Origin of the sequence: Sutterella sp. (assembly GCF_030539355.1) — a bacterium.
Taxonomy (GTDB): Bacteria; Pseudomonadota; Gammaproteobacteria; order Burkholderiales; family Burkholderiaceae_F; genus Sutterella.
In genome coordinates this window covers 31,681-49,215 of sequence record NZ_JAUNSF010000004.1, presented here as the reverse complement: position 1 = coordinate 49,215, position 17,535 = coordinate 31,681, and the positions used below count along the sequence as shown (strand labels likewise).

Here is a 17,535-nt window from a genome sequence, read left to right as displayed (position 1 = left end):
CTACATGCTGAAGTTGTCGCCGAGGTAGAAGGCGCGCACGTCGGGGTTCGTGATGATGTCCTGCGGGTTGCCGGAGGCGAGAACCCGTCCCTCGTTGATGATGTAAGCGTGGTCGCAGATCGCGAGCGTCTCGCGGACGTTGTGGTCCGTGATGAGCACGCCGATGTTGCGGTCACGCAGGAAGCGCACGATGCGCTGGATTTCGATGACGGCGATCGGGTCGACGCCGGCGAAGGGCTCGTCGAGCAGGATGAAGCGCGGATTGGCCGCGAGCGCGCGGGCGATCTCCGTGCGGCGGCGCTCGCCGCCCGAGAGCGAGAGGGCGGCGTTCGTCCTCAGGTGCTTGATCTGAAGCTCGTCGAGGAGCGTCTCGAGGCGGGAGTTCTCCTCCGCAGTCGAGAGGCGCTTGCCGTTCTCGTTGACCTGCATCTGCAGGATCGCGCGGATGTTCTCCTCGACCGTGAGCTTGCGGAAGACGCTCGCCTCCTGCGGGAGGTAGGAGAGACCCATGCGGGCGCGCTTGTAGATCGGCTGGTGGATGATCGACTTGCCGTCAAGCTCGATCGAGCCGCCGTCGGCGACGACGAGGCCCACGACCATGTAGAAGGTCGTCGTCTTGCCCGCGCCGTTCGGCCCGAGCAGACCCACGACCTCGCCGGACTTCACGGAGAGATCCACGCCCTTGACGACCTGTCGGGAGCCGTAGTTCTTCTTGAGGCCGCGTGCGGTGAGCGTGTGCTCAAGTGAGTCATCACGGCGGACGATTTGAGCTTGATCCATGCTTGAAACTAAATTCTTCAGTGGTTCGAGAGACGGCCGGCGGGCGAGAGGGTCGTGCCGGAGCGCTGACCGGAGTTTTCACCCGACTGCGGGCGCGGCGCGATGATCGTGGTCACGCGCTGCTTCTGGCCCTGCTGCGAGACGCCGCCCTCGACGACGGAGCGCGCATAGCGCATGTCGTAGACGATGCGCTCGCCCTCGGTCGTGTCCATTTCCTTGCCGTTCTCGGTGCGCGACAGCCTCGCCGCGCCGGTGAGCGTGATGGTGTCATGCTCCTCGTCGTAGACGATCGTGGCCGCCTGGGCGTGCATCCACTCGTCGACGGGGTTCTTCTCGGCGGGATCGCGCTGCTGGCGGAAACGCGCCGGCGCACCGGTGAGCGTGATGCTGCGGTAGCCCTTCGGCGTGATGCGCAGTTCAAGGCGGGCGCCGTTCAGGCGCATCGAGCCCTGGTCGACGACGACCGAGCCGCTGTAGACGGCCGTCTGGTTCACTTCGTCGCCGTTGAACTGGTCGGCATGAACCTCAATGGGCTGTTCGCGGTCGGTGCTGAGCGCCCAGGCGTCAAGGGCAAGGGCGCCGGCGATCGCGGCGATGAGAAGTTTCTTCATTGTTCTTGTTCTCCCTCGGAGGTGGTGCCTGTCGACGGCTGCCCGGGGGTCTGGAAGTTCTCCGCATGCAGCACGCTGTGCACCTGCGAGCGCAGTTCGACGGTGCGGGCCACATTATCGTACATCATGCCCCCCTCGGCCTCGGTGGTGTCCGTGCCGCGGCGCAGGAAAACCGGGCGGTCCGTCTCGAAGCGGCCGAGATCGATCCAGCCCTTTACATATTCAGAACGGAAGTTGAGGTCCGGCTCGCCCTCGAAGGCGGCGCGCGTGACGTCAACGTTGCCGGAGAGCTCGACGGTCTCCATGCCGTCGTTGCTCCAGACCTCGTCGGCGACCGCGACGGCGGGCGCCTGGTCCGGGTCGAGCGAGACGAAGCGCGCCTGGTCGGCGTGCATGCGCTCGTCGGAGAAGTGCTTGAGGTTGGCGGCGTGCGCCCGGCGGGTGGGCTTGCCCTCCCGGTCGAAGTCGGTGAGGGTCACGTCATTGGCGATGAAGTCCGGGCTGTTCTCGCTCGGGACGTAGCGCAGCCCCGCGAGATCCTGCTGGATCGAGTACCAGTAGGAGAGGAGCACGAGGCCGAAGAGGATCACCGAGCCGATGATGGCGGTGATGCGCTCGCGGATGATCAGTCTGCGGTGAGCCATGGCGCCTTATTCCTGGGAGAGGAACTGCTTCTCGAGGAGCTCCTCCCAGCGGCCCTGGGCCTGGAGGATGCGCTCGGCGAGGTCCCGCACGGCGCCGCGGCCGCCCGGGTGCGGCGCACGCCAGTGAATGTACGGGTCGAGCTCGGCGCTGCCGTCGGCGGGCGTGGCCGCGAAGCCGACCGTGCGCAGGCAGGGAAGGTCCGGGAGGTCGTCGCCCATGTAGGCGCATTCCTCGGGCGTGAGGCCGGCGCTCTCGAGCATGTTGCGCAGCGTCGGGAGCTTTTTGAGCTTGCCCTGCTCGATGCGGGTCATGCCGAGCTCGTCGGCGCGGTAGGCGACGATCGACGAGGTGCGGCCCGTGAGGATGCAGACCTCGATTCCCGCGGCCTGCAGGAGCTTGATGCCGAGGCCGTCGCGGACGTGGAAGGTCTTGGCGAGCTCGCCCTCTCCCGTGAAGACGAGCGAGCCGTCGGTGAGGACGCCGTCCACGTCAAGGACGACGATGCGGATGCGGCGGAGACGTTCGAGCTGTGTGGTCATCAGATCACCTTGGCGTCCATGAGGTCATGCATGTGAAGCGCGCCGACGAGCGTTCCGTCGGGGTCGGTCACGAGGAGCTGGTTGCACTGGTGCGCCTCGAGCTCCTTCACTGCGGCCGCGGCGAGCTCGTCGGGGCCGATCGTATGGGGACTGCGGGTCATCACGTCGCCGATGCGGATCTCGCGCACGTCGCCCACGCGGGCGATGAGGCGGCGCAGGTCGCCCTCGGTGAAGATGCCGATCACGTGGTCCGCGCCGTCAACGACGGCGGTCATGCCGATGTGCTTGTGGGTGATCTCGCGGATCGCGTCAAGGAGCGCGATGTCCTCGGTGACGCGGGGCACCGCGTCGCCCTGGCGCATGATGTCGCGCACGTGAATGAGGAGCCTGCGGCCGAGCGCGCCGCCCGGATGGCTGCGGGCGAAGTCCTCCTTGCGGAAGCCCTTCGCCGAGAGGCAGGCGACGGCGAGCGCGTCGCCGAGCGCGAGCGTGAGCGTCGTCGACGAGGTCGGGGCGAGGTTGAGCGGGCAGGCCTCGCGCTCGACGTGGCAGTTGATGTGGATGTCGGCGTGGCGCGCGAGCGAGCTCGCGGGGTTGCCGGTCATGGCGATGAGCGTGGCGCCCTCGCGCTTCAGGGTCGGGACGATCATCAGGAGCTCCTGCGTCTCGCCCGAGTAGGAGATGCCGAGGACGATGTCGTCGGCGGTGACCATGCCGAGGTCGCCGTGCGCGGCCTCGCCCGCATGGACGAAGAAGGCCGGGGTGCCGGTGCTCGCGAAGGTCGCCGCGAGCTTGCGGCCGATGTGGCCGGACTTGCCGACGCCGGAGACGACGAGGCGGCCGCGGCAGCCGAGGATCGTCTCCACGGCGCGGGCGAAGTCGGGACTCGCGCCGATGCGCTCCTCCGCGGCGAGGATGCATTCAGCTTCGTGCCTGAGCACGTCACGTCCGAGGGCAACCGCGGCGGCGGCGTCAAAATGCGGGTCGGTCATCAATTTTTCTCCGGCATGTATGGGCAACCCTACATTTTAAAGAAATCTCAGGACGCAAAAACGCTCCGCAATACTTCCTCACCGCGCGGCGGGGCGCGGTGCGGAAATATCTCGCGGAGCGTTCCGGGAATCCGGGGCGCCGTCCGAGGCGGGGCTCCCCGGGAATTCCGTCTGCGGGATCAGTGGTTGAGAATCTTCGAGAGGAACTTCTGGGCGCGCTCGCTGTGCGGCTTGCTGAAGAACTCGTCGGCCGGAAGGTTCTCGATGATCTCGCCGGCGTCCATGAAGATCACGTAGTCGGCGACCTTCTTGGCGAAGCCCATCTCGTGCGTGACGCACATCATGGTCATGCCTTCCTTGGCGAGGCTCACCATGACGTCGAGCACCTCGTTGATCATCTCGGGGTCAAGCGCGGAGGTCGGCTCGTCGAAGAGCATGCAGATCGGATCCATCGCGAGGGCGCGGGCGATCGCGACGCGCTGCTGCTGGCCGCCGGAGAGCTGGCCCGGATACTTGTCGGCGTGGGCGAGCAGGCCGACGCGCTCGAGGAGCTTCAGGCCGCGCGTGAGCGACTCCTCGCGGGAGCGGCCGAGCACCTTCATCTGGGCGAGGATCAGGTTCTCGCGGATCGAGAGGTGCGGGAAGAGCTCGAAGTGCTGGAACACCATGCCGACGCGGCTGCGCAGCTTCGGGAGGTTCGTCTTCGGGTCGCCCACGTGCACGCCGTCGACGATGATGTCGCCCTTCTGGAAGGGCTCGAGGGCGTTGACCGTCTTGATGAGCGTCGACTTGCCGGAGCCCGAGGGGCCGCAGACCACGACCACCTGACCCTTTTCAACAGTGACGGAGCAGTTCTTCAGCACCTGAAAGTTGCCGTACCACTTGCTGATGTTCTTGATTTCAATCATTGCCATGGGAAGAATCCTTCGAGGGGTTGCCCTTGTATTAGGTGTGTGCGGGGCCGCGTGTCAACGGGAGGCGATGGCTATCTTGGCCTGAAGGCGGCGGATGAGCATCGAAAGTGAGAGCGAGACTGCAAGGTAGCAGACAGCTGCAAAAGAGTACATCAAAACGAGTTCTCCGTCGCGCTGGGCGATCTTGACAACCGAGCCCATGAAGTCCGTGCCGCTGATGACGTAGACGAGGGAGGTGTCCTGGAAAAGAATGATCGTCTGCGTGAGGAGCACGGGAAGCATGTTGCGGATGGCCTGCGGCAGGATGACGTAGAACATCGTCTGGCCGTAGGTGAGGCCGAGGCCGGTGGCGGCGAAGAACTGCCCGCGGCTGATCGACTGGATGCCGGCGCGCATGATCTCGGCGAAGTAGGCCGCCTCGAAGAGCACGAAGGTGATGATGGCGGTGAGGTTCGCGCCGATCATGACCGGCGTGTCGAGGCCGAGGATGATGCGCAGGATCTCCGGCATCAGCAGGAAGAACCAGAAGAGCACGAGCACGAGCGGCACGGCGCGCATCAGGTTGATGTAGAGCTGCGCGGCGCCGGAGATCCAGCCGTTGCGCGAGAGTCGGGCGAGGGCGAGGAGCGTGCCGAAGAACAGACCGAGCACGGCCGTGATGGCGGTGAGCTGCAGGGTGTAGCCGAAGCCGGCGAGCAGGAAGTCAACCGAGTTGGTGATGGAGGACAGATCGAGCGACATTTTCCGGACTCCTTCTTACTTGGCGGCGATGAAGCCGGGGATGGCGCTCTTCTTCTCGACCCAGCCCATCAGACGGTTCACGACGAGCGCGATGACGATGTAGAGGATCGTGGCCCAGAGGTAGGCGGCGAAGAAGGTGAAGGTGTTCTCGCCCATCTCGTTGGCGCGCATGGTGAGCTCCGGCAGACCGATCGTGAGCGCGACGGCGGTGTTCTTCACGAGGTTCATCGCCTCGCTCGTGAGCGGCGGAACGATGAGGCGCATCGCCATCGGGAGGATCACCTTGGAATAGGTCTGGACGGTCGTGAGACCGAGGGCGCAGGCGGCGCGGGGCAGACCCTTCGGGATGCTGGCGATGCCGGCGCGGACCTGCTCGGCGATACGCGACGAGGTGAAGAGGCCCATGCAGATGAAGGCGGTCACGAACTGGGCGACGGCCGGGTCGGTCTCGATGAGCCAGTCCTTGTAGGGCGGGATGAGCTCGGGAACGACGAAGTACCAGAGGAAGATCTGGACGATGAGCGGGATGTTGCGGAAGAGTTCGATCCATGCCTCGCACAGACCGCTCACGAACCGGTTCTCGGTCGTGCGCAGGGTGCCGATGATGATGCCGATCACCATGGCGAGGGCAAAGGCGGCGATGGCGAGGCCGATGGTCCAGTTGGCGCCGTACAGGATGTAGACCCACCAGGGGTCCTCGGTGAACAGGGACTGCTCAAATAGCGAGTCCAGACTTAGATTGAGCGCCATGACGCGAAGCCTCTTGTAATTGGGGAATCAGTCGGACGGAGCGCCTCAAGGGAGCGCGCCGGAGAGTTTTCCGTCTGAATCGGGGGTCTTTGACGTTGAAAAAGAACAAAACCCGGGTGCAGCAAATCTGCTGGCAAACCGCACCCGGGTTGATGAAGCCGTGGATCAGGGGGTGACAGGGCGGATTCTTAGATGCCCTTGTCGCTCGGGTTCGCGAAGAGCTCCTTCGTGTAGGAGTTCATCTTGAAGTTGAGATTCACGTTCTTCGGCGGGATCGGATTCTCGAACCAGGTCGAGTAGAGCTTGGCGAGCTCGCCCGACTTGATCATGCCGATGACGGTCTTGTCGACGACGGCCTTGAACTGCGGATCATCCTTGCGGAACATCGCGCCGTAGGGCTCGACGCCGAGCGAGGCGTCAAGGATGGTGAACTCGCTCGCGTTGTCGAGGTTCGAGAGCTGGCCGGCGAGGAGCACGTCATCGAGCACGAAGGCGTCGGCGCGCTTGTTGGCGACGAGCTGCATCGACTCGGCGAAGTCCTTCGTCATGAGGTAGCGGATGCCGAGCTTGTTCTCGCGGTCAAACTTCCTCAGCAGCGCGTCGGAGGTCGTGCCCGAGGTCATCGTGACGGTCTTGCCCTTGAGGTCCATGAGCGACTTGATGCCGCTCGACTTCCAGACCGCGGCGGAGACCTGGATGCCGAAGTAGGCGACCGAGAAGGCGGCTTCCTTCTGGCGCTTGAGCGAGTTCGTGGTGGAGCCGCACTCGATGTCGACCGTGCCGTTCTGGATGAGCGGGATGCGGTTGGCACTGGTGACGGCCTGGTACTGAATCTTGAGGTCCTTCAGACCGAGCTCGGCCTGAACGGCGTCCGCGACCTTGCGGCAGACGGTGAAAGCGTAGCCGACGGGCTTGCCGTCAGCATCCAGGTAAGAGAACGGGACGGAGCTTTCACGGTAGCCAAGGGTGATGGTGCCGGTCTCCTGGACTTTCTTGAGGGTGCCGGTGAGTTCGGCGGCGCTCACGGCGGAGGCCGCGAGGAGGCATGTGGAGAGGACGACGGCGGTCAGCTTGGAAGGCTTGAACATAGGATGCTCCTTGATCTCTTGTAAGGCTTCTAACTCGGCTCCTTTCACGGGGAGGAAGGAGGGGCCATCGGTTAATGAGCAAGCACCGTGCCAAACCGTGCCAATGTCCTGCGGATATCTTTTCAGGGTTTACCCCTAGGTAAGAAAGAGTGCAAAACGCCCCGCACCAAGATGATGCGGGGCGCCGTCAGCACCGAAATGGTGCGCTATGCACCAAAAGGATTATTCCTCGGGCTGGAAGACCGGCTTGCGGCCCTCAAGGAAGGCCCGGAGCGCCTCGGCGGCCTCGGGGCTCACGGCCTGACGGGCGTGGAGCTCGGTCTCGAGGCCCGCGAAGCGCTCGGCGGCGTCCGCGCGCGCCGCACCGAGAAGCCGCTTCATGCCGGAGACAGCACCGGGGGGAAGCACGGCGAGGCGGGCGGTCTTCGCGGCGACGACGCTCTCCAAGTGCTCGTCCTCGACCACGCGGGTGATGAGGCGCATCGCCTCGGCCTCGTCGGCGGAGATGGGCTCGGAGAGCAGAAGCTTCTCGGCGGCCTTCGGGTAGCCGGCCGCGGCCTCGATCACGGCGGCGGCGCCGAACTTCGGCGTGCGCGCGAGTGCGACGGCCGGCAGCGAGAAGAGGGCGTGCGTGCCCGCGTAGACGAGGTCGCAGTAGAGGAGCGTGATGAAGGCCGCCCCCACGCAGGCGCCGTTCACCTCGGCGATGACGGGCTTCGGGAACTCGCGCAGCGCCCGGAAGAAGCGGTCCTCGGCGGCGGCCATGCCGGCCTCGTCGGAGAGAACCTCCTGCAGGTCGGCGCCCGCGGAGAAGACGGAGCCCGCGGCCTTCAGAAGCACGACGCGGGTCTTGGGGTCCTCGGCCGCGGCGAGCAGCGTGTCGGCGAGCGTGTCGAACATCTCGCGGGAGATCGCGTTGCGGCGCTCGGCGCGGGAGAGCGTGACGTGAAGGATGCCGTACAGAAGCTTTGTCTCGATCATGGTTTTTCAGTTTTTTCAGAATCCGGAACGGGCGGCGTGAGCCGGCGCGACCAGCGCCGGGGCTCTGCGCCCGTGACCTCTTCGCCGACGGTGTAGCCGACCGTCTGCATGAAGCGCTCCATCGGTTCATTGCCCGGGAGCACGAAACCCGTCATTGTATTGAAGCCTTCGAGCGCCGCCTCGCGCTCAAGCTTCGCCATCAGCACGCGGGCGAGTCCGCGGCGCTGGTAGTCGTCCCGGGTGGCGACGCCGAACTCGGCATCCCGCCCCTCGAGGAGCGACCAGCGGCCCGAGGCGGCGATCACCTCGTTCTCTCCCTCGCCCGCCGTGAGCACCCAGGCTCCCGAGCGGGACCAGTCGGGCGAGAGCATCTGCGCGATGCGCTCGTCGGAGAGCGCCGCCGCGGTGTGGAAGCGGTAGTAGAAGCTCTGCTCGGAGAGCGAGCTGATGAAGGTGCGGAACCGCACGCAGTCGTCCTCGGTGAGGGCGCGCAGCGTGAAGCGCTCTCCCTTCGGGTCGGTGTAGATCTCCGCGGACTCGAGGGCGGCGGGCCGCAGCGTCAGGTGACCGTAGCCGCGGTCGGGCTCGAGCGGCGCGTCGTAGAGCGCGGCCTCAGCGTTGAGCACGAGCAGACCTCCGGGGCCGGCCACCACAGGCTCGAGCCGCAGCTCACGGAGCGCGGGCACCGCGGCCGCGAGGTCGGAGAGCCGGCAGAGCGCGGTGACGAGCGCCGTCCAGTCGATCTCGGGAAGCCCCCGGTAGGCGCCGAGCGCAACGGAGGCGCGCGGTTCGTGCGCGAGCCGCTCGGCCTCGGCGAGCGAGAGCGGGGGGAGGCCCACGGCGACGTCGCCGTGGGAGGCGCCTGCGAGGCCGGCGCCGCCGAATTCAATGACGGGGCCGAGCACGGCGTCGAGCCGGATGCGGAGCATGAGCTCGCGCTCGATCGAGTGCGCGCTCATCCGCTCGACGAGAATGCCCTCGGGGCGTGCGAGCGGCGTGCGCTCGGAGAGGTTCCCGGTGAGCTTCTCCCAGGCCTGGGCGAGCTCTTCGGGGCTCCTGAGCGAAAGGAAGACGAGTCCGGAGGCGCTGCGGCTGCCGAGTCCCTCGCTCGAGGCCTTGATCGCGAGCGGCCAGCCGAGCTCAAGGGCGGCCTTCTGCGCGTCCTCAAGCGTCGAGACGAGGCGCGCCGGCACCGTGGGGAGGCCGAGCGCATTGAGGAGCGCGCGCACCTCCCAGGGGAGCAGGAAGTGACGGCCGTCCTCGAGAACCCGTGAGAAGAGCACGCGGATCTGCGCGAGCGCGTCCTCGGAGAGCATGCCGCGCCCGGCGCGCGGGAGCGCGCGGCGCTCCCTCAGGATGCGGCTTCGCTCGGCGAGCAGGCCGAACGCCTTCATCGCGCGCTCGGGCGAGCGGATGGCGATCACGCGGGAGTCGGGAAGGGCGTCGAGCTGCCGGCGCACGGCGGGCGTGCCGTGGCTCGAGACCCAGGAGACGATGACGGGCTTGAAGCTCTTCTTCGCGGCGGCGGCGATGGCGGTGAAGGCGGGGTCGAGCGTGGACATCGGGCTCGGGCCCACGATCACGCTCGCGCCCTGGATGGCGGGGTCGTCGAGCACGATGCCGAGCGTCTCGGCGAACCGCTCGCCCGTGGCGCTCGCGCCGATGACGACGGGGTTCACCGGAATGCGCTCGCCCGGATGGGCCTTCGAGAGCCTCTGAATGGTCCGGTTGCCGAGCCCCTCGATCTGCACGCCGGAGGATTCGGCGACGTCTGCGGCGAGCGCGGCGAAGCCGCTGCCGTTCGAGATGATGGCAGCGCGGGCGTCCGCGGGGAGCGTCCCGGCGGAGAAGGCCGCGGCCGCCGAGCAGAAGTCGCCGAAGGTCCGCACGCGGAGCGCTCCGGCGGCGGCGAGCAGCGCGTCGAACGCCCGGTCCTCGCCCGCGTCGGTGCCGTAGCGGGTGGCGGCGAGCCGGTCGGCGGCGTAGCCCGAGCCCGGGCCGGCGCGCAGCACGATCACGGGCTTCTGATCAGCCGCGGCGCGCAGCGCGCTCGCGAAGGCGCGCGGCTCCTTGATTGCCTCGACCTCGACGGCGATCACGCGCGCCGTGCGGTCGTGGGCGAAGTGCTCGATCACCTCAGCGAGGGAGATGTCCTCCTCAAGGCCGGTGTTGACGACCGCCGTGAAGCCGAGGCTCGACTCGTCGGCGTGGTCCATGAGGCCCGTGGCGACCATCGCGGACTGCGCGACGAGGGCGATGCCGCCCGCGGCGGGCATGCGGGGCCAGAAGCTCGCGTTGATGCCCGCCTTCGGTGCGATGACGCCGATCGAGTTGGGGCCGAGAAGCCGCGAACCCATTTCGCGCGCGGCCTTCCTCAGCTCCGAGATCTCCAGGGCGTCCGAGAGCGGACCCTCCTCCTGGGGCGCGAAGAGCACGGCCTTCGGCGGGTTGCGGCGCAGCTTGCGGAGCGCCTCGGCGAGATGCTTCCGCGAGACACAGAGGATCGCGAGGTCAATGTCGCGGTCGGGCACCGCATCGGCGTTCGGAAAGCACGGGTGGTCGCCGACGAAGCGGTACTTGGGGTTCACCGCCCAGACGCGCTCGAGCCCCGGGGAGAGGCTCACCGAGCGCCACACGTGATAGCCGCGGCTCGCCGGATGGCTGCTCGCGCCGATGACGACGATCGAGCGCGGCCTGAGCGCGGCGGTAAGTGTGTTCTGGGGCATATGTACTGTCGGGGAGGTGGTGGTTTTCGTGGATTCAAGTGTAGCCCACGGGCCCGCCTTGCTAAACTCAAAAGATGCGGCTTTGAAATGCTTTCTCCGCCCCGGGAGAGAGCCCGGCGCCGCGTTTTTTCTGAGGTTGTTTTATGAAGGTTGACGGCATTCCCACCCGCACGATTCGCTCTGTCAGGGGCGGAGAAGCGATCGAGATCATCGACCAGACGCTGCTGCCCTACCGTTACGAGAAGCGAGTGCTTTCGGACTGGCGCGACTGCGTCGAGGCGATTGACTCGATGCGCGTGCGCGGTGCTCCGCTCATCGGCATCACCGGTGCCTGGGCGGTGGTGCTCGCCACGCGCGAGGATCCGTCGAACGCCGCGCTCATCCGCGCCGCGGAGCGCATCCAGGGCGTCCGCCCGACGGCGGTGAATCTCTCCTGGGCCGTCCAGCGCATGCTCACGGCGCTGCTGCCCCGCGAGCCCGCGCTTCGCTTCGAGGCCGCGGTGAAGCTCGCCGAGACGATGACGCAGGAGGACGTGATGTGCTCGCGCGCGATCGGCGAGGCGGGCGCGGCCGTCATCACCAAGCTCTACCAGGAACTGCGCCGTCCGCTCAACATCCTCACGCACTGCAACGCCGGGTGGCTTGCGACCGTGGACTACGGCACGGCGCTCGCGCCCGTGTACTTCGCCTTCGAGCGCGGCATCCCGCTCCATGTGTGGGTTGACGAGACCCGTCCGCGCAACCAGGGTCTGCTCACGGCCTGGGAGCTCGGTCAGCAGGGCGTGCCGCACACGATCATCGCGGACAACGCGGGCGGGCACCTGATGCAGCACGGCGACGTCGACGCCGTGATCGTCGGCGCCGACCGCATCACCCGCCGCGGCGACGTCGCCAACAAGATCGGCACCTACCTCAAGGCGCTCGCCGCGAAGGACAATGACGTGCCCTTCTACGTCGCGGCCCCCTCGTCGACGATCGACTGGAAGCTCACCGACGGCAAGCGCGAGATCGAGATCGAGAACCGCTCGGCCGCCGAGGTGCTCTCCGTGCGCGGCCTTGACCACACCGGCCACGACATCTCGGTGCAGATCGCCTCGCCCGACGAGTCCGCGGCGAATCCCGCCTTTGACGTGACGCACAACCGCTTTGTCACCGGCATCATTACCGAGCGCGGCGTCTTCGCGCCCACGGAGCTCGCCGCCGGTTTCCAGGACGTGATCGCGCATGCGCTCTGAGGAAACGGAACTGAGGAGCGCCGTCATCGCGACGGCGCTCGAGATGAACCGCCGCGGCATCAACGTCAACAAGTCCGGCAACGTCTCGGCGCGCCTCCGCGACGGGTTCATCATCACGCCGACCGGGATCCCGTACGAGCATCTCGTGCCCGCGGACCTGATCTTCGTCAGGCTCGCCGACAACGCCATGGAGGGCGAGCGGCTCCCGAGCTCCGAGTGGGAGATGCACGCCGAGGTCTACCGGCTGCGGGCGGACGCGCAGGCGATCGTCCACTGCCACTCGTGCTTCGCGACGGCGCTCGCCTGCCAGAACCTCCCCATCCCGGCCTTCCACTACATGGTGGCCGCGGCGGGCGGCGACTCGATCGACGTGGTGCCTTACCGCACCTTCGGCACGCATGAGCTTGCGCTCGCGGCCGCCGAGGGGCTGCGCGAGAAGAACGCGTGCCTCCTTGAGCACCACGGCTCGCTCGCGCTCGGGAAGAACCTGGAAAAGGCGCTTGCCATGGCCGCGGAGGTCGAGAACCTCGCGCACCAGTACTGCGTCGTGAGGCAGCTCGGGGACGTGCGCCTCATCCCCGCCGACGAGATGCGCCGCGTGATCGAAAAATTCCGCACCTACGGGCTTCAGCCCGGGGAGAAGCGCTGATGAAGACGATTCCGCCCGCCCCGAAGGTCTGGAAGCGCGTTGACGGCACGACCGTGTCCTGCACGGAGAGCGTGCGCGTGCTCACGGAGAACTGGGAGGAGGCCGCCGAGTCGCTCTCCGAGTTCTACGAGGACGCGGTGCTCCTCGGCGTCGGCAAGGCCGAGTTCAAGCAGGCGCTCAAGTCGCTCATTGATCAGCTTGAGTGTGGCTGGGAAGAGAAGACGGCCCCTGTCGAGTCGCTTCCCAAGGAGAAGTAGAAAATGAAGAATTCACGCATTCTGCAGGCGCTCTTCGTCGCGGCCGCCGTGCCGTGCATTCTCGCGGGCTGCGCGCATCCGCAGCTCGTCGACATGGGCGCGCCCGAGCCCCAGATCGTCGAGTACCTCGGCGCCCCGCACGCGCGCGTCGCGCTCCCCGACGGCCGCACGCGCCTTGTCTATTCCGGCCAGGGCGCGGCGCAGGAGGTCTGGTGGATGACGCTCGACGCCGAGGGGCGCCTCGAGAAGCTTGAGAACGTGCTCGACCGCGAGCACTTCGCGCTCATCAAGCCGGGCGTCTCGACGGAGGCCGATGTCTGGAACCTCTTCGGCAAGTGCGCCCAGGAGTATGAGTTCCACCTGAGCAACCAGCACGCCTGGATGTACCGCTTCAAGGACGAGGGCATGTTCGACATGGCTTGCTGGGTGCAGTTCGACGTGAACGGCGTCGTCACCGAGGTGGGCTACACGCTCGACCCGTGGAAGGACCGCGACAGCTTCCTGATGAGCATTTGAATTCCCTGACCCGGGCGCCGAAAAACGTCGCCCGGATTTCAACCTGTTCGGCTGCGACAGCAAACGGGCCACCCGTCCGTAAAGTTGATGGCAAAGGACGGAAAACACTATGGACCCGCAGATCGAACTCATCAAATCACGCGCCGAGGGCCGCTGGCCCGAGATCTTCGCCGCCGGCGGCATGGATCCCGCGCATTTCGAGCGCGACAACCGCCCCTGCCCGCTCTGCGGCGGGCGGGACCGCTTCAGTTTCTTCAGGAAGGAGACCGAGGGCCGCTGGTTCTGCCGCGGCTGCGGCGCGGGCGACGGCATCGAACTCCTCATGAAGTTCTCGAGGAGGAGCTTCCCCGAGACGCTGCGGTGGCTTGAGAGCTATCTCGGCATCCCGCCGCGTCAGCGCTCGCGCGAGGAGATCAACGAGTGGCGCCGGCTCCGAGAGGGGGAGGAGCGCCGCGAGACGGACCGCCTCGCGAGGCTCGAGGCCGAGTGGAATGCCGCGGTGCCCCTGAAGGAGCTCCCGGCGGACGCCCCCGTGCGCCGCTATCTCGCGAGCCGCGGTCTCGGGCGGTGCGACCTGAGCGCGATGCTCCGCGAGGGGCATGACGTGCCCTGCTGGGGCACCGACGAGGCGGGCGCGCCGAAGCTTCTCGGGAAGTTCCCCGCGATGATCGCCTGCGTCACCGACCCGGCGGGGAAGCTCGTCACGCTGCACCGCACCTTCCTCACGGAGGAAGGCGGCAAGGCGCCGGTGCCCAACGTGAAGAAACTCGCGCCGGGCTCGGTCGAGGACGGCCTGGTGCGGCTCTTTCCCCCGACCTCGATCCTCTGCCTCTCCGAGGGCATCGAGACCGCGCTCTCCGTGCATGAGCTCACGGGGCTTCCCGTCTGGAGCGCGATCTCGCTCACGGGCTTCCGACGGTTTGAGGCGGTGCCGGCGGGCGTGGAGCGCATCCGCATCTGCGGCGACAACGACCGCTCGTTCGCGGGCGCGGCCGGGGCGTACGAGCTCGCCGCGCGCCTGAGGCGCGAGCACCCCGGCCTCGAGGTGACGGTGCACATCCCGCCCGGGCAGGGCACGGACTGGAACGACGTGCTCCTCGCCGGGGGAAAGCTCAGCTTCTGAAGTTACTTCTTCGCCGCGGCGGACTTTGAGCTCGCGCGCTTCGTCATCGCGGTGGCGGTGACGCCCGAGACGATGATCAGGGCGATGCCGGCCGCGGTCTCGAGCGGGATGGGCTCGCTGAAGATCAGCAGGCCGAGCACCGCCGCGAAGACGATCGCGGAGAACTGCAGCGCGCTCGTGAGCAGCATGTTCCCTGCGCCCCAGGCGTGCGTCATGCAGATCTGGGCGAGCACGGCGCTCGCGCCGATGCCGAGGAGCGCCGGCACGTCGGCGAGGCCCACGGGGGTCATTGAGCCCACGGTGATGAAGTTGCCGGCGAGGCCCCAGCAGGTGCCGAAGCAGGAGAAATAGAAGACGATGCGCCAGTCGGGCTCGCCGAGCTTCGTCATGCTCTTGATCTGCATGTAGGCGAGCGCGGAGAGGATGCCCGAGGTGAGACCGATCATCGCGGGCAGCTCCTGGCCGGCGTGGATCTCGGGCCGGAGCGCGAGCACGACGCCGAGGAAGCCGACGATGACCGCGGCGATGAGACCGAGGTGCGGCTTTTCGCCGCGCCTCATCATGATGGCAGAGACGATGAGCGCCATGTAGAGCGGGCTCGTGTAGTTGAGCGTCATCGAGGTGCCGAGCGGCAGCAGTCCCAGCGTCCAGAACCAGATCGTGAGCGCGAAGGTCCCGAAGAAGCTGCGCTTGATGTGGCTGAAGAAGTACCTCGTGCCGATCTGCCGGTGCGTGAGGAGGATCCAGGCCCCGAGGAAGACCACGCCGAATACGTTGCGGTAGAAGACGAGCTCGAACGTGCCGAAGTTCGCTGCGGAGAGCTTCGTGCAGACGGCCATCAGGGCGAAGAAGAGGGACGCGGCGAGCATCCAGAGGCTTTGCATGGCGAGGGATCCGGAACCGGGGAAAAGTTGAGGGGAAGGAAGGTCGAAAAAGGCCCCGCGTTTGATCGCGGGGCCTCTCGGAAAAGAAGGAATTCAGCACCGCTCAGGCGGCCTCGCGGCCGCCCAGGATGCCGATGAGATCAGTCGATCTCAGTCTTCCTTCTTCGGCTCGCGGCGGAGCTTGATGTGAAGCTCGCGGAGCTGCTTCTCGTCGACCGTCGACGGGGCCTGCGTGAGCAGGCACTGGGCGCGCTGGGTCTTCGGGAAGGCGATCACGTCGCGGATCGAGTCGGCGTTGACCATCATCGCGATGATGCGGTCGAGACCGAAGGCGAGGCCGCCGTGCGGAGGCGCACCGAACTTGAGGGCGTCGAGCAGGAAGCCGAACTTCTGACGGGCCTCTTCCGGACCGATCTTCAGGGCGGCGAACACCTTCTCCTGAACTTCCTCGCGGTGGATACGGATCGAGCCGCCGCCGATTTCCCAGCCGTTCAACACGCAGTCATAGGCCTTGGCGTAGCAGTGCTCCGGATCCGTGAGGAGCTTGTCCTCGTCGCCGTCGAGCGGGCAGGTGAACGGGTGGTGGCAGGCCATCCAGCGGCCCTCTTCCTCGGAGTACTCGAACATCGGGAAGTTGATGACCCAGAGGGGCTTCCAGCCCGGGGTGAAGAGGCCGTTCTTCTTGCCGAACTCGGAGTGACCGATCTTCAGGCGCAGCGCACCGAGGCTGTCCCAGACGATCTTGGCCTTGTCGGCGCCGAAGAAGATCACGTCGCCGTCAGCGGCGCCGACGCGGTCGAGGATGCCCTTGAGCTCCTCGTCGGAGAGGTTCTTCACGATCGGGGACTGCAGACCTTCGCGGCCGCGGGCGAGCTCGTTGACCTTGATGTAGGCGAGGCCCTTGGCGCCGTAGATCTTGACGTACTCGGTGTAGGAGTCGATCTCGGAGCGCGGCATGCTGGCGGCGCCCGGAACGCGCATGGCGACGACCTTGCCGTTGTGGAGCGACTTGACGCCCGAGAACACCTTGAAGGCCGAGTTGGCGACGAGGTCGGTGACCTCGTGCAGACGAAGGTGCACGCGGAGGTCCGGCTTGTCGGAGCCGTACTGATCCATCGCGTCATCGTAGTACATGACGGGGAACGGATCCTCGAGGTCCACGTCGATCGCTTCCTTGAAGACGTAGCGGACGAGCTTCTCCATCAGGGCACGGATCTCGTCCATGTTCATGAAGGAGGTCTCGATATCGACCTGGGTGAACTCGGGCTGGCGGTCAGCGCGGAGGTCCTCGTCGCGGAAGCACTTGACGATCTGGTAGTAGCGGTCGAAGCCCGCGATCATCAGCATCTGCTTGAAGAGCTGCGGGGACTGCGGCAGGGCGTAGAAGCAGCCTTCCTGGACGCGCGACGGCACGAGGTAGTCGCGGGCGCCCTCAGGCGTGGAGCGCGTCAGGGCCGGCGTCTCGATGTCGATGAAGCCATTGGCGTCGAGGAACTTGCGGAAGGCCATCGCGGCGCGGTAACGCGTGCGGATGTTGCGCTGCATCATCGGACGGCGGAGGTCGAGGATGCGGTACGTCAGGCGCGTCGTCTCGGAGAGGTTGTCGTCGTCGAGATGGAAGGGAGGCACTGCGGACGGGTTGAGGATCTCAAGCTCGTTGCAGAGCACTTCGACGCCGCCGGAGATGAGGTTTTCGTTCTTGGTGCCCTCGGGACGGGCGCGCACGACGCCGACGACCTTGAGGCAGTACTCGTTGCGGCAGTGGTCAGCGGTGCTGAAGACTTCCGGACGGTCCGGATCGCAGACGACCTGCACGAGGCCTTCACGGTCGCGAAGATCAATGAAGATCACGCCGCCGTGGTCACGACGACGATGGGCCCAACCGTAGAGGGTCACAGTCTGGCCGATGAGGGATTCATCAACCAAGCCAGAGTACACGGTTCGCATAAAAGCTCCCAGAATTGCCGCCTCCGACATCGGGGACGGCAGGGTAGTAGAAAAAAGCAGGGCGCGCCCGATCCCCTTCCGGGATCGAAAACGTCCAGAAATTCGGTTTGGCCTGCCTGACGGAATCCCGCCGGAGCACTCCTCTGGCGGAGGGCGC

At 66.6% G+C, this 17,535-nt stretch carries 18 protein-coding genes; 5 read left to right on the top strand and 13 right to left on the bottom strand.

The genetic code is table 11. The annotated features are described in order from the left end of the window. From lptB to Q4F91_RS01675, 11 genes are all read right to left on the bottom strand, one after another. A complete protein-coding gene (lptB, locus tag Q4F91_RS01725) occupies positions 1–780 on the bottom strand; it encodes an LPS export ABC transporter ATP-binding protein (RefSeq protein WP_303334041.1) in 780 nt (259 codons plus the stop codon). A 17-nt stretch (positions 781–797) separates the two neighbouring features. Next, positions 798–1,391, bottom strand: a complete 594-nt coding sequence (lptA, locus tag Q4F91_RS01720) for a lipopolysaccharide transport periplasmic protein LptA (RefSeq protein ID WP_303334040.1) — start codon at positions 1,389–1,391, stop codon at positions 798–800. Continuing rightward, positions 1,388–2,035, bottom strand: coding sequence for an LPS export ABC transporter periplasmic protein LptC (gene lptC, locus Q4F91_RS01715; RefSeq protein WP_303334039.1), 648 nt, complete (start codon positions 2,033–2,035; stop codon positions 1,388–1,390). Before lptC ends, lptA begins: the two co-directional genes overlap by 4 nt. 6 nt (positions 2,036–2,041) lie before the next feature. Continuing rightward, entirely contained in the window at positions 2,042–2,575 is a 534-nt protein-coding gene (locus Q4F91_RS01710; protein WP_303334038.1) for an HAD family hydrolase, read from the bottom strand. Beyond that, the gene (locus Q4F91_RS01705; RefSeq protein ID WP_303334037.1) at positions 2,575–3,567 is read right to left on the bottom strand and encodes an SIS domain-containing protein; all 993 of its coding nucleotides are present in this window, start codon (positions 3,565–3,567) and stop codon (positions 2,575–2,577) included. The genes Q4F91_RS01710 and Q4F91_RS01705 overlap by 1 nt, the downstream gene beginning before the upstream one ends. Positions 3,568–3,746: 179 nt before the next feature. Continuing rightward, entirely contained in the window at positions 3,747–4,475 is a 729-nt protein-coding gene (locus Q4F91_RS01700) for an amino acid ABC transporter ATP-binding protein (protein ID WP_303334075.1), read from the bottom strand. Between the two features lie 60 nt (positions 4,476–4,535). Continuing rightward, a complete protein-coding gene (locus Q4F91_RS01695) occupies positions 4,536–5,222 on the bottom strand; it encodes an amino acid ABC transporter permease (RefSeq protein WP_303334036.1) in 687 nt (228 codons plus the stop codon). A gap of 15 nt (positions 5,223–5,237) precedes the next feature. After that, the gene (locus tag Q4F91_RS01690; RefSeq protein ID WP_303334035.1) at positions 5,238–5,972 is read right to left on the bottom strand and encodes an amino acid ABC transporter permease; all 735 of its coding nucleotides are present in this window, start codon (positions 5,970–5,972) and stop codon (positions 5,238–5,240) included. Between the two features lie 188 nt (positions 5,973–6,160). After that, positions 6,161–7,060: a transporter substrate-binding domain-containing protein gene (locus Q4F91_RS01685; RefSeq protein WP_303334034.1), complete on the bottom strand. Its 900-nt coding sequence runs from the start codon at positions 7,058–7,060 to the stop codon at positions 6,161–6,163. A gap of 222 nt (positions 7,061–7,282) precedes the next feature. Continuing rightward, positions 7,283–8,041, bottom strand: a complete 759-nt coding sequence (locus tag Q4F91_RS01680; RefSeq protein WP_303334033.1) for an enoyl-CoA hydratase-related protein — start codon at positions 8,039–8,041, stop codon at positions 7,283–7,285. Beyond that, positions 8,038–10,767, bottom strand: coding sequence for a GNAT family N-acetyltransferase (locus Q4F91_RS01675; protein ID WP_303334032.1), 2,730 nt, complete (start codon positions 10,765–10,767; stop codon positions 8,038–8,040). The genes Q4F91_RS01680 and Q4F91_RS01675 overlap by 4 nt, the downstream gene beginning before the upstream one ends. Positions 10,768–10,910: 143 nt before the next feature. On the opposite strand from Q4F91_RS01675, the gene mtnA reads away from it, so the two are divergent. The 5 genes from mtnA (at position 10,911) to Q4F91_RS01650 (ending at position 14,547) form a co-directional block, all read left to right on the top strand. Continuing rightward, entirely contained in the window at positions 10,911–12,002 is a 1,092-nt protein-coding gene (mtnA, locus tag Q4F91_RS01670) for an S-methyl-5-thioribose-1-phosphate isomerase (protein WP_303334031.1), read from the top strand. Continuing rightward, positions 11,992–12,651 (top strand): class II aldolase/adducin family protein, encoded by a 660-nt coding sequence (locus tag Q4F91_RS01665; RefSeq protein WP_303334030.1) that lies wholly within the window; start codon positions 11,992–11,994, stop codon positions 12,649–12,651. Before mtnA ends, Q4F91_RS01665 begins: the two co-directional genes overlap by 11 nt. Next, entirely contained in the window at positions 12,651–12,908 is a 258-nt protein-coding gene (locus Q4F91_RS01660) for a hypothetical protein (protein WP_303334029.1), read from the top strand. Before Q4F91_RS01665 ends, Q4F91_RS01660 begins: the two co-directional genes overlap by 1 nt. A gap of 3 nt (positions 12,909–12,911) precedes the next feature. After that, positions 12,912–13,424 carry a hypothetical protein gene (locus tag Q4F91_RS01655; protein ID WP_303334028.1) on the top strand — a complete coding sequence of 171 codons (513 nt, stop codon included), beginning with the start codon at positions 12,912–12,914 and terminating at the stop codon, positions 13,422–13,424. 109 nt (positions 13,425–13,533) lie between these two features. Further along, positions 13,534–14,547, top strand: a complete 1,014-nt coding sequence (locus tag Q4F91_RS01650) for a toprim domain-containing protein (RefSeq protein ID WP_303334027.1) — start codon at positions 13,534–13,536, stop codon at positions 14,545–14,547. A 2-nt stretch (positions 14,548–14,549) separates the two neighbouring features. Here the strand turns inward: Q4F91_RS01650 and Q4F91_RS01645 are convergent, their stop codons facing one another. Together Q4F91_RS01645 and aspS are read right to left on the bottom strand one after the other, a co-directional pair. Next, a complete protein-coding gene (locus Q4F91_RS01645) occupies positions 14,550–15,431 on the bottom strand; it encodes a DMT family transporter (protein ID WP_303334026.1) in 882 nt (293 codons plus the stop codon). A 150-nt stretch (positions 15,432–15,581) separates the two neighbouring features. Continuing rightward, positions 15,582–17,378 carry an aspartate--tRNA ligase gene (gene aspS / locus Q4F91_RS01640; protein WP_303334025.1) on the bottom strand — a complete coding sequence of 599 codons (1,797 nt, stop codon included), beginning with the start codon at positions 17,376–17,378 and terminating at the stop codon, positions 15,582–15,584. Positions 17,379–17,535: the final 157 nt, after the last annotated feature.

Excerpts from the sequence above, each read along its gene's own strand:
- lptB (WP_303334041.1), bottom strand. The coding sequence starts at position 780 with ATGGATCAAGCTCAAATCGTCCGCCGTGATGACTCACTTGAGCACACG.
- Q4F91_RS01700 (WP_303334075.1), bottom strand. The coding sequence starts at position 4,475 with ATGATTGAAATCAAGAACATCAGCAAGTGGTACGGCAACTTTCAGGTG.
- Q4F91_RS01665 (WP_303334030.1), top strand. The coding sequence starts at position 11,992 with ATGCGCTCTGAGGAAACGGAACTGAGGAGCGCCGTCATCGCGACGGCG.
- Q4F91_RS01695 (WP_303334036.1), bottom strand. The coding sequence starts at position 5,222 with ATGTCGCTCGATCTGTCCTCCATCACCAACTCGGTTGACTTCCTGCTC.
- Q4F91_RS01710 (WP_303334038.1), bottom strand. The coding sequence starts at position 2,575 with ATGACCACACAGCTCGAACGTCTCCGCCGCATCCGCATCGTCGTCCTT.
- Q4F91_RS01660 (WP_303334029.1), top strand. The coding sequence starts at position 12,651 with ATGAAGACGATTCCGCCCGCCCCGAAGGTCTGGAAGCGCGTTGACGGC.
- Q4F91_RS01705 (WP_303334037.1), bottom strand. The coding sequence starts at position 3,567 with ATGACCGACCCGCATTTTGACGCCGCCGCCGCGGTTGCCCTCGGACGT.
- Q4F91_RS01650 (WP_303334027.1), top strand. The coding sequence starts at position 13,534 with ATGGACCCGCAGATCGAACTCATCAAATCACGCGCCGAGGGCCGCTGG.
- Q4F91_RS01675 (WP_303334032.1), bottom strand. The coding sequence starts at position 10,767 with ATGCCCCAGAACACACTTACCGCCGCGCTCAGGCCGCGCTCGATCGTC.
- aspS (WP_303334025.1), bottom strand. The coding sequence starts at position 17,378 with ATGCGAACCGTGTACTCTGGCTTGGTTGATGAATCCCTCATCGGCCAG.
- Q4F91_RS01685 (WP_303334034.1), bottom strand. The coding sequence starts at position 7,060 with ATGTTCAAGCCTTCCAAGCTGACCGCCGTCGTCCTCTCCACATGCCTC.
- mtnA (WP_303334031.1), top strand. The coding sequence starts at position 10,911 with ATGAAGGTTGACGGCATTCCCACCCGCACGATTCGCTCTGTCAGGGGC.
- lptA (WP_303334040.1), bottom strand. The coding sequence starts at position 1,391 with ATGAAGAAACTTCTCATCGCCGCGATCGCCGGCGCCCTTGCCCTTGAC.
- lptC (WP_303334039.1), bottom strand. The coding sequence starts at position 2,035 with ATGGCTCACCGCAGACTGATCATCCGCGAGCGCATCACCGCCATCATC.
- Q4F91_RS01655 (WP_303334028.1), top strand. The coding sequence starts at position 12,912 with ATGAAGAATTCACGCATTCTGCAGGCGCTCTTCGTCGCGGCCGCCGTG.
- Q4F91_RS01690 (WP_303334035.1), bottom strand. The coding sequence starts at position 5,972 with ATGGCGCTCAATCTAAGTCTGGACTCGCTATTTGAGCAGTCCCTGTTC.
- Q4F91_RS01645 (WP_303334026.1), bottom strand. The coding sequence starts at position 15,431 with ATGCAAAGCCTCTGGATGCTCGCCGCGTCCCTCTTCTTCGCCCTGATG.
- Q4F91_RS01680 (WP_303334033.1), bottom strand. The coding sequence starts at position 8,041 with ATGATCGAGACAAAGCTTCTGTACGGCATCCTTCACGTCACGCTCTCC.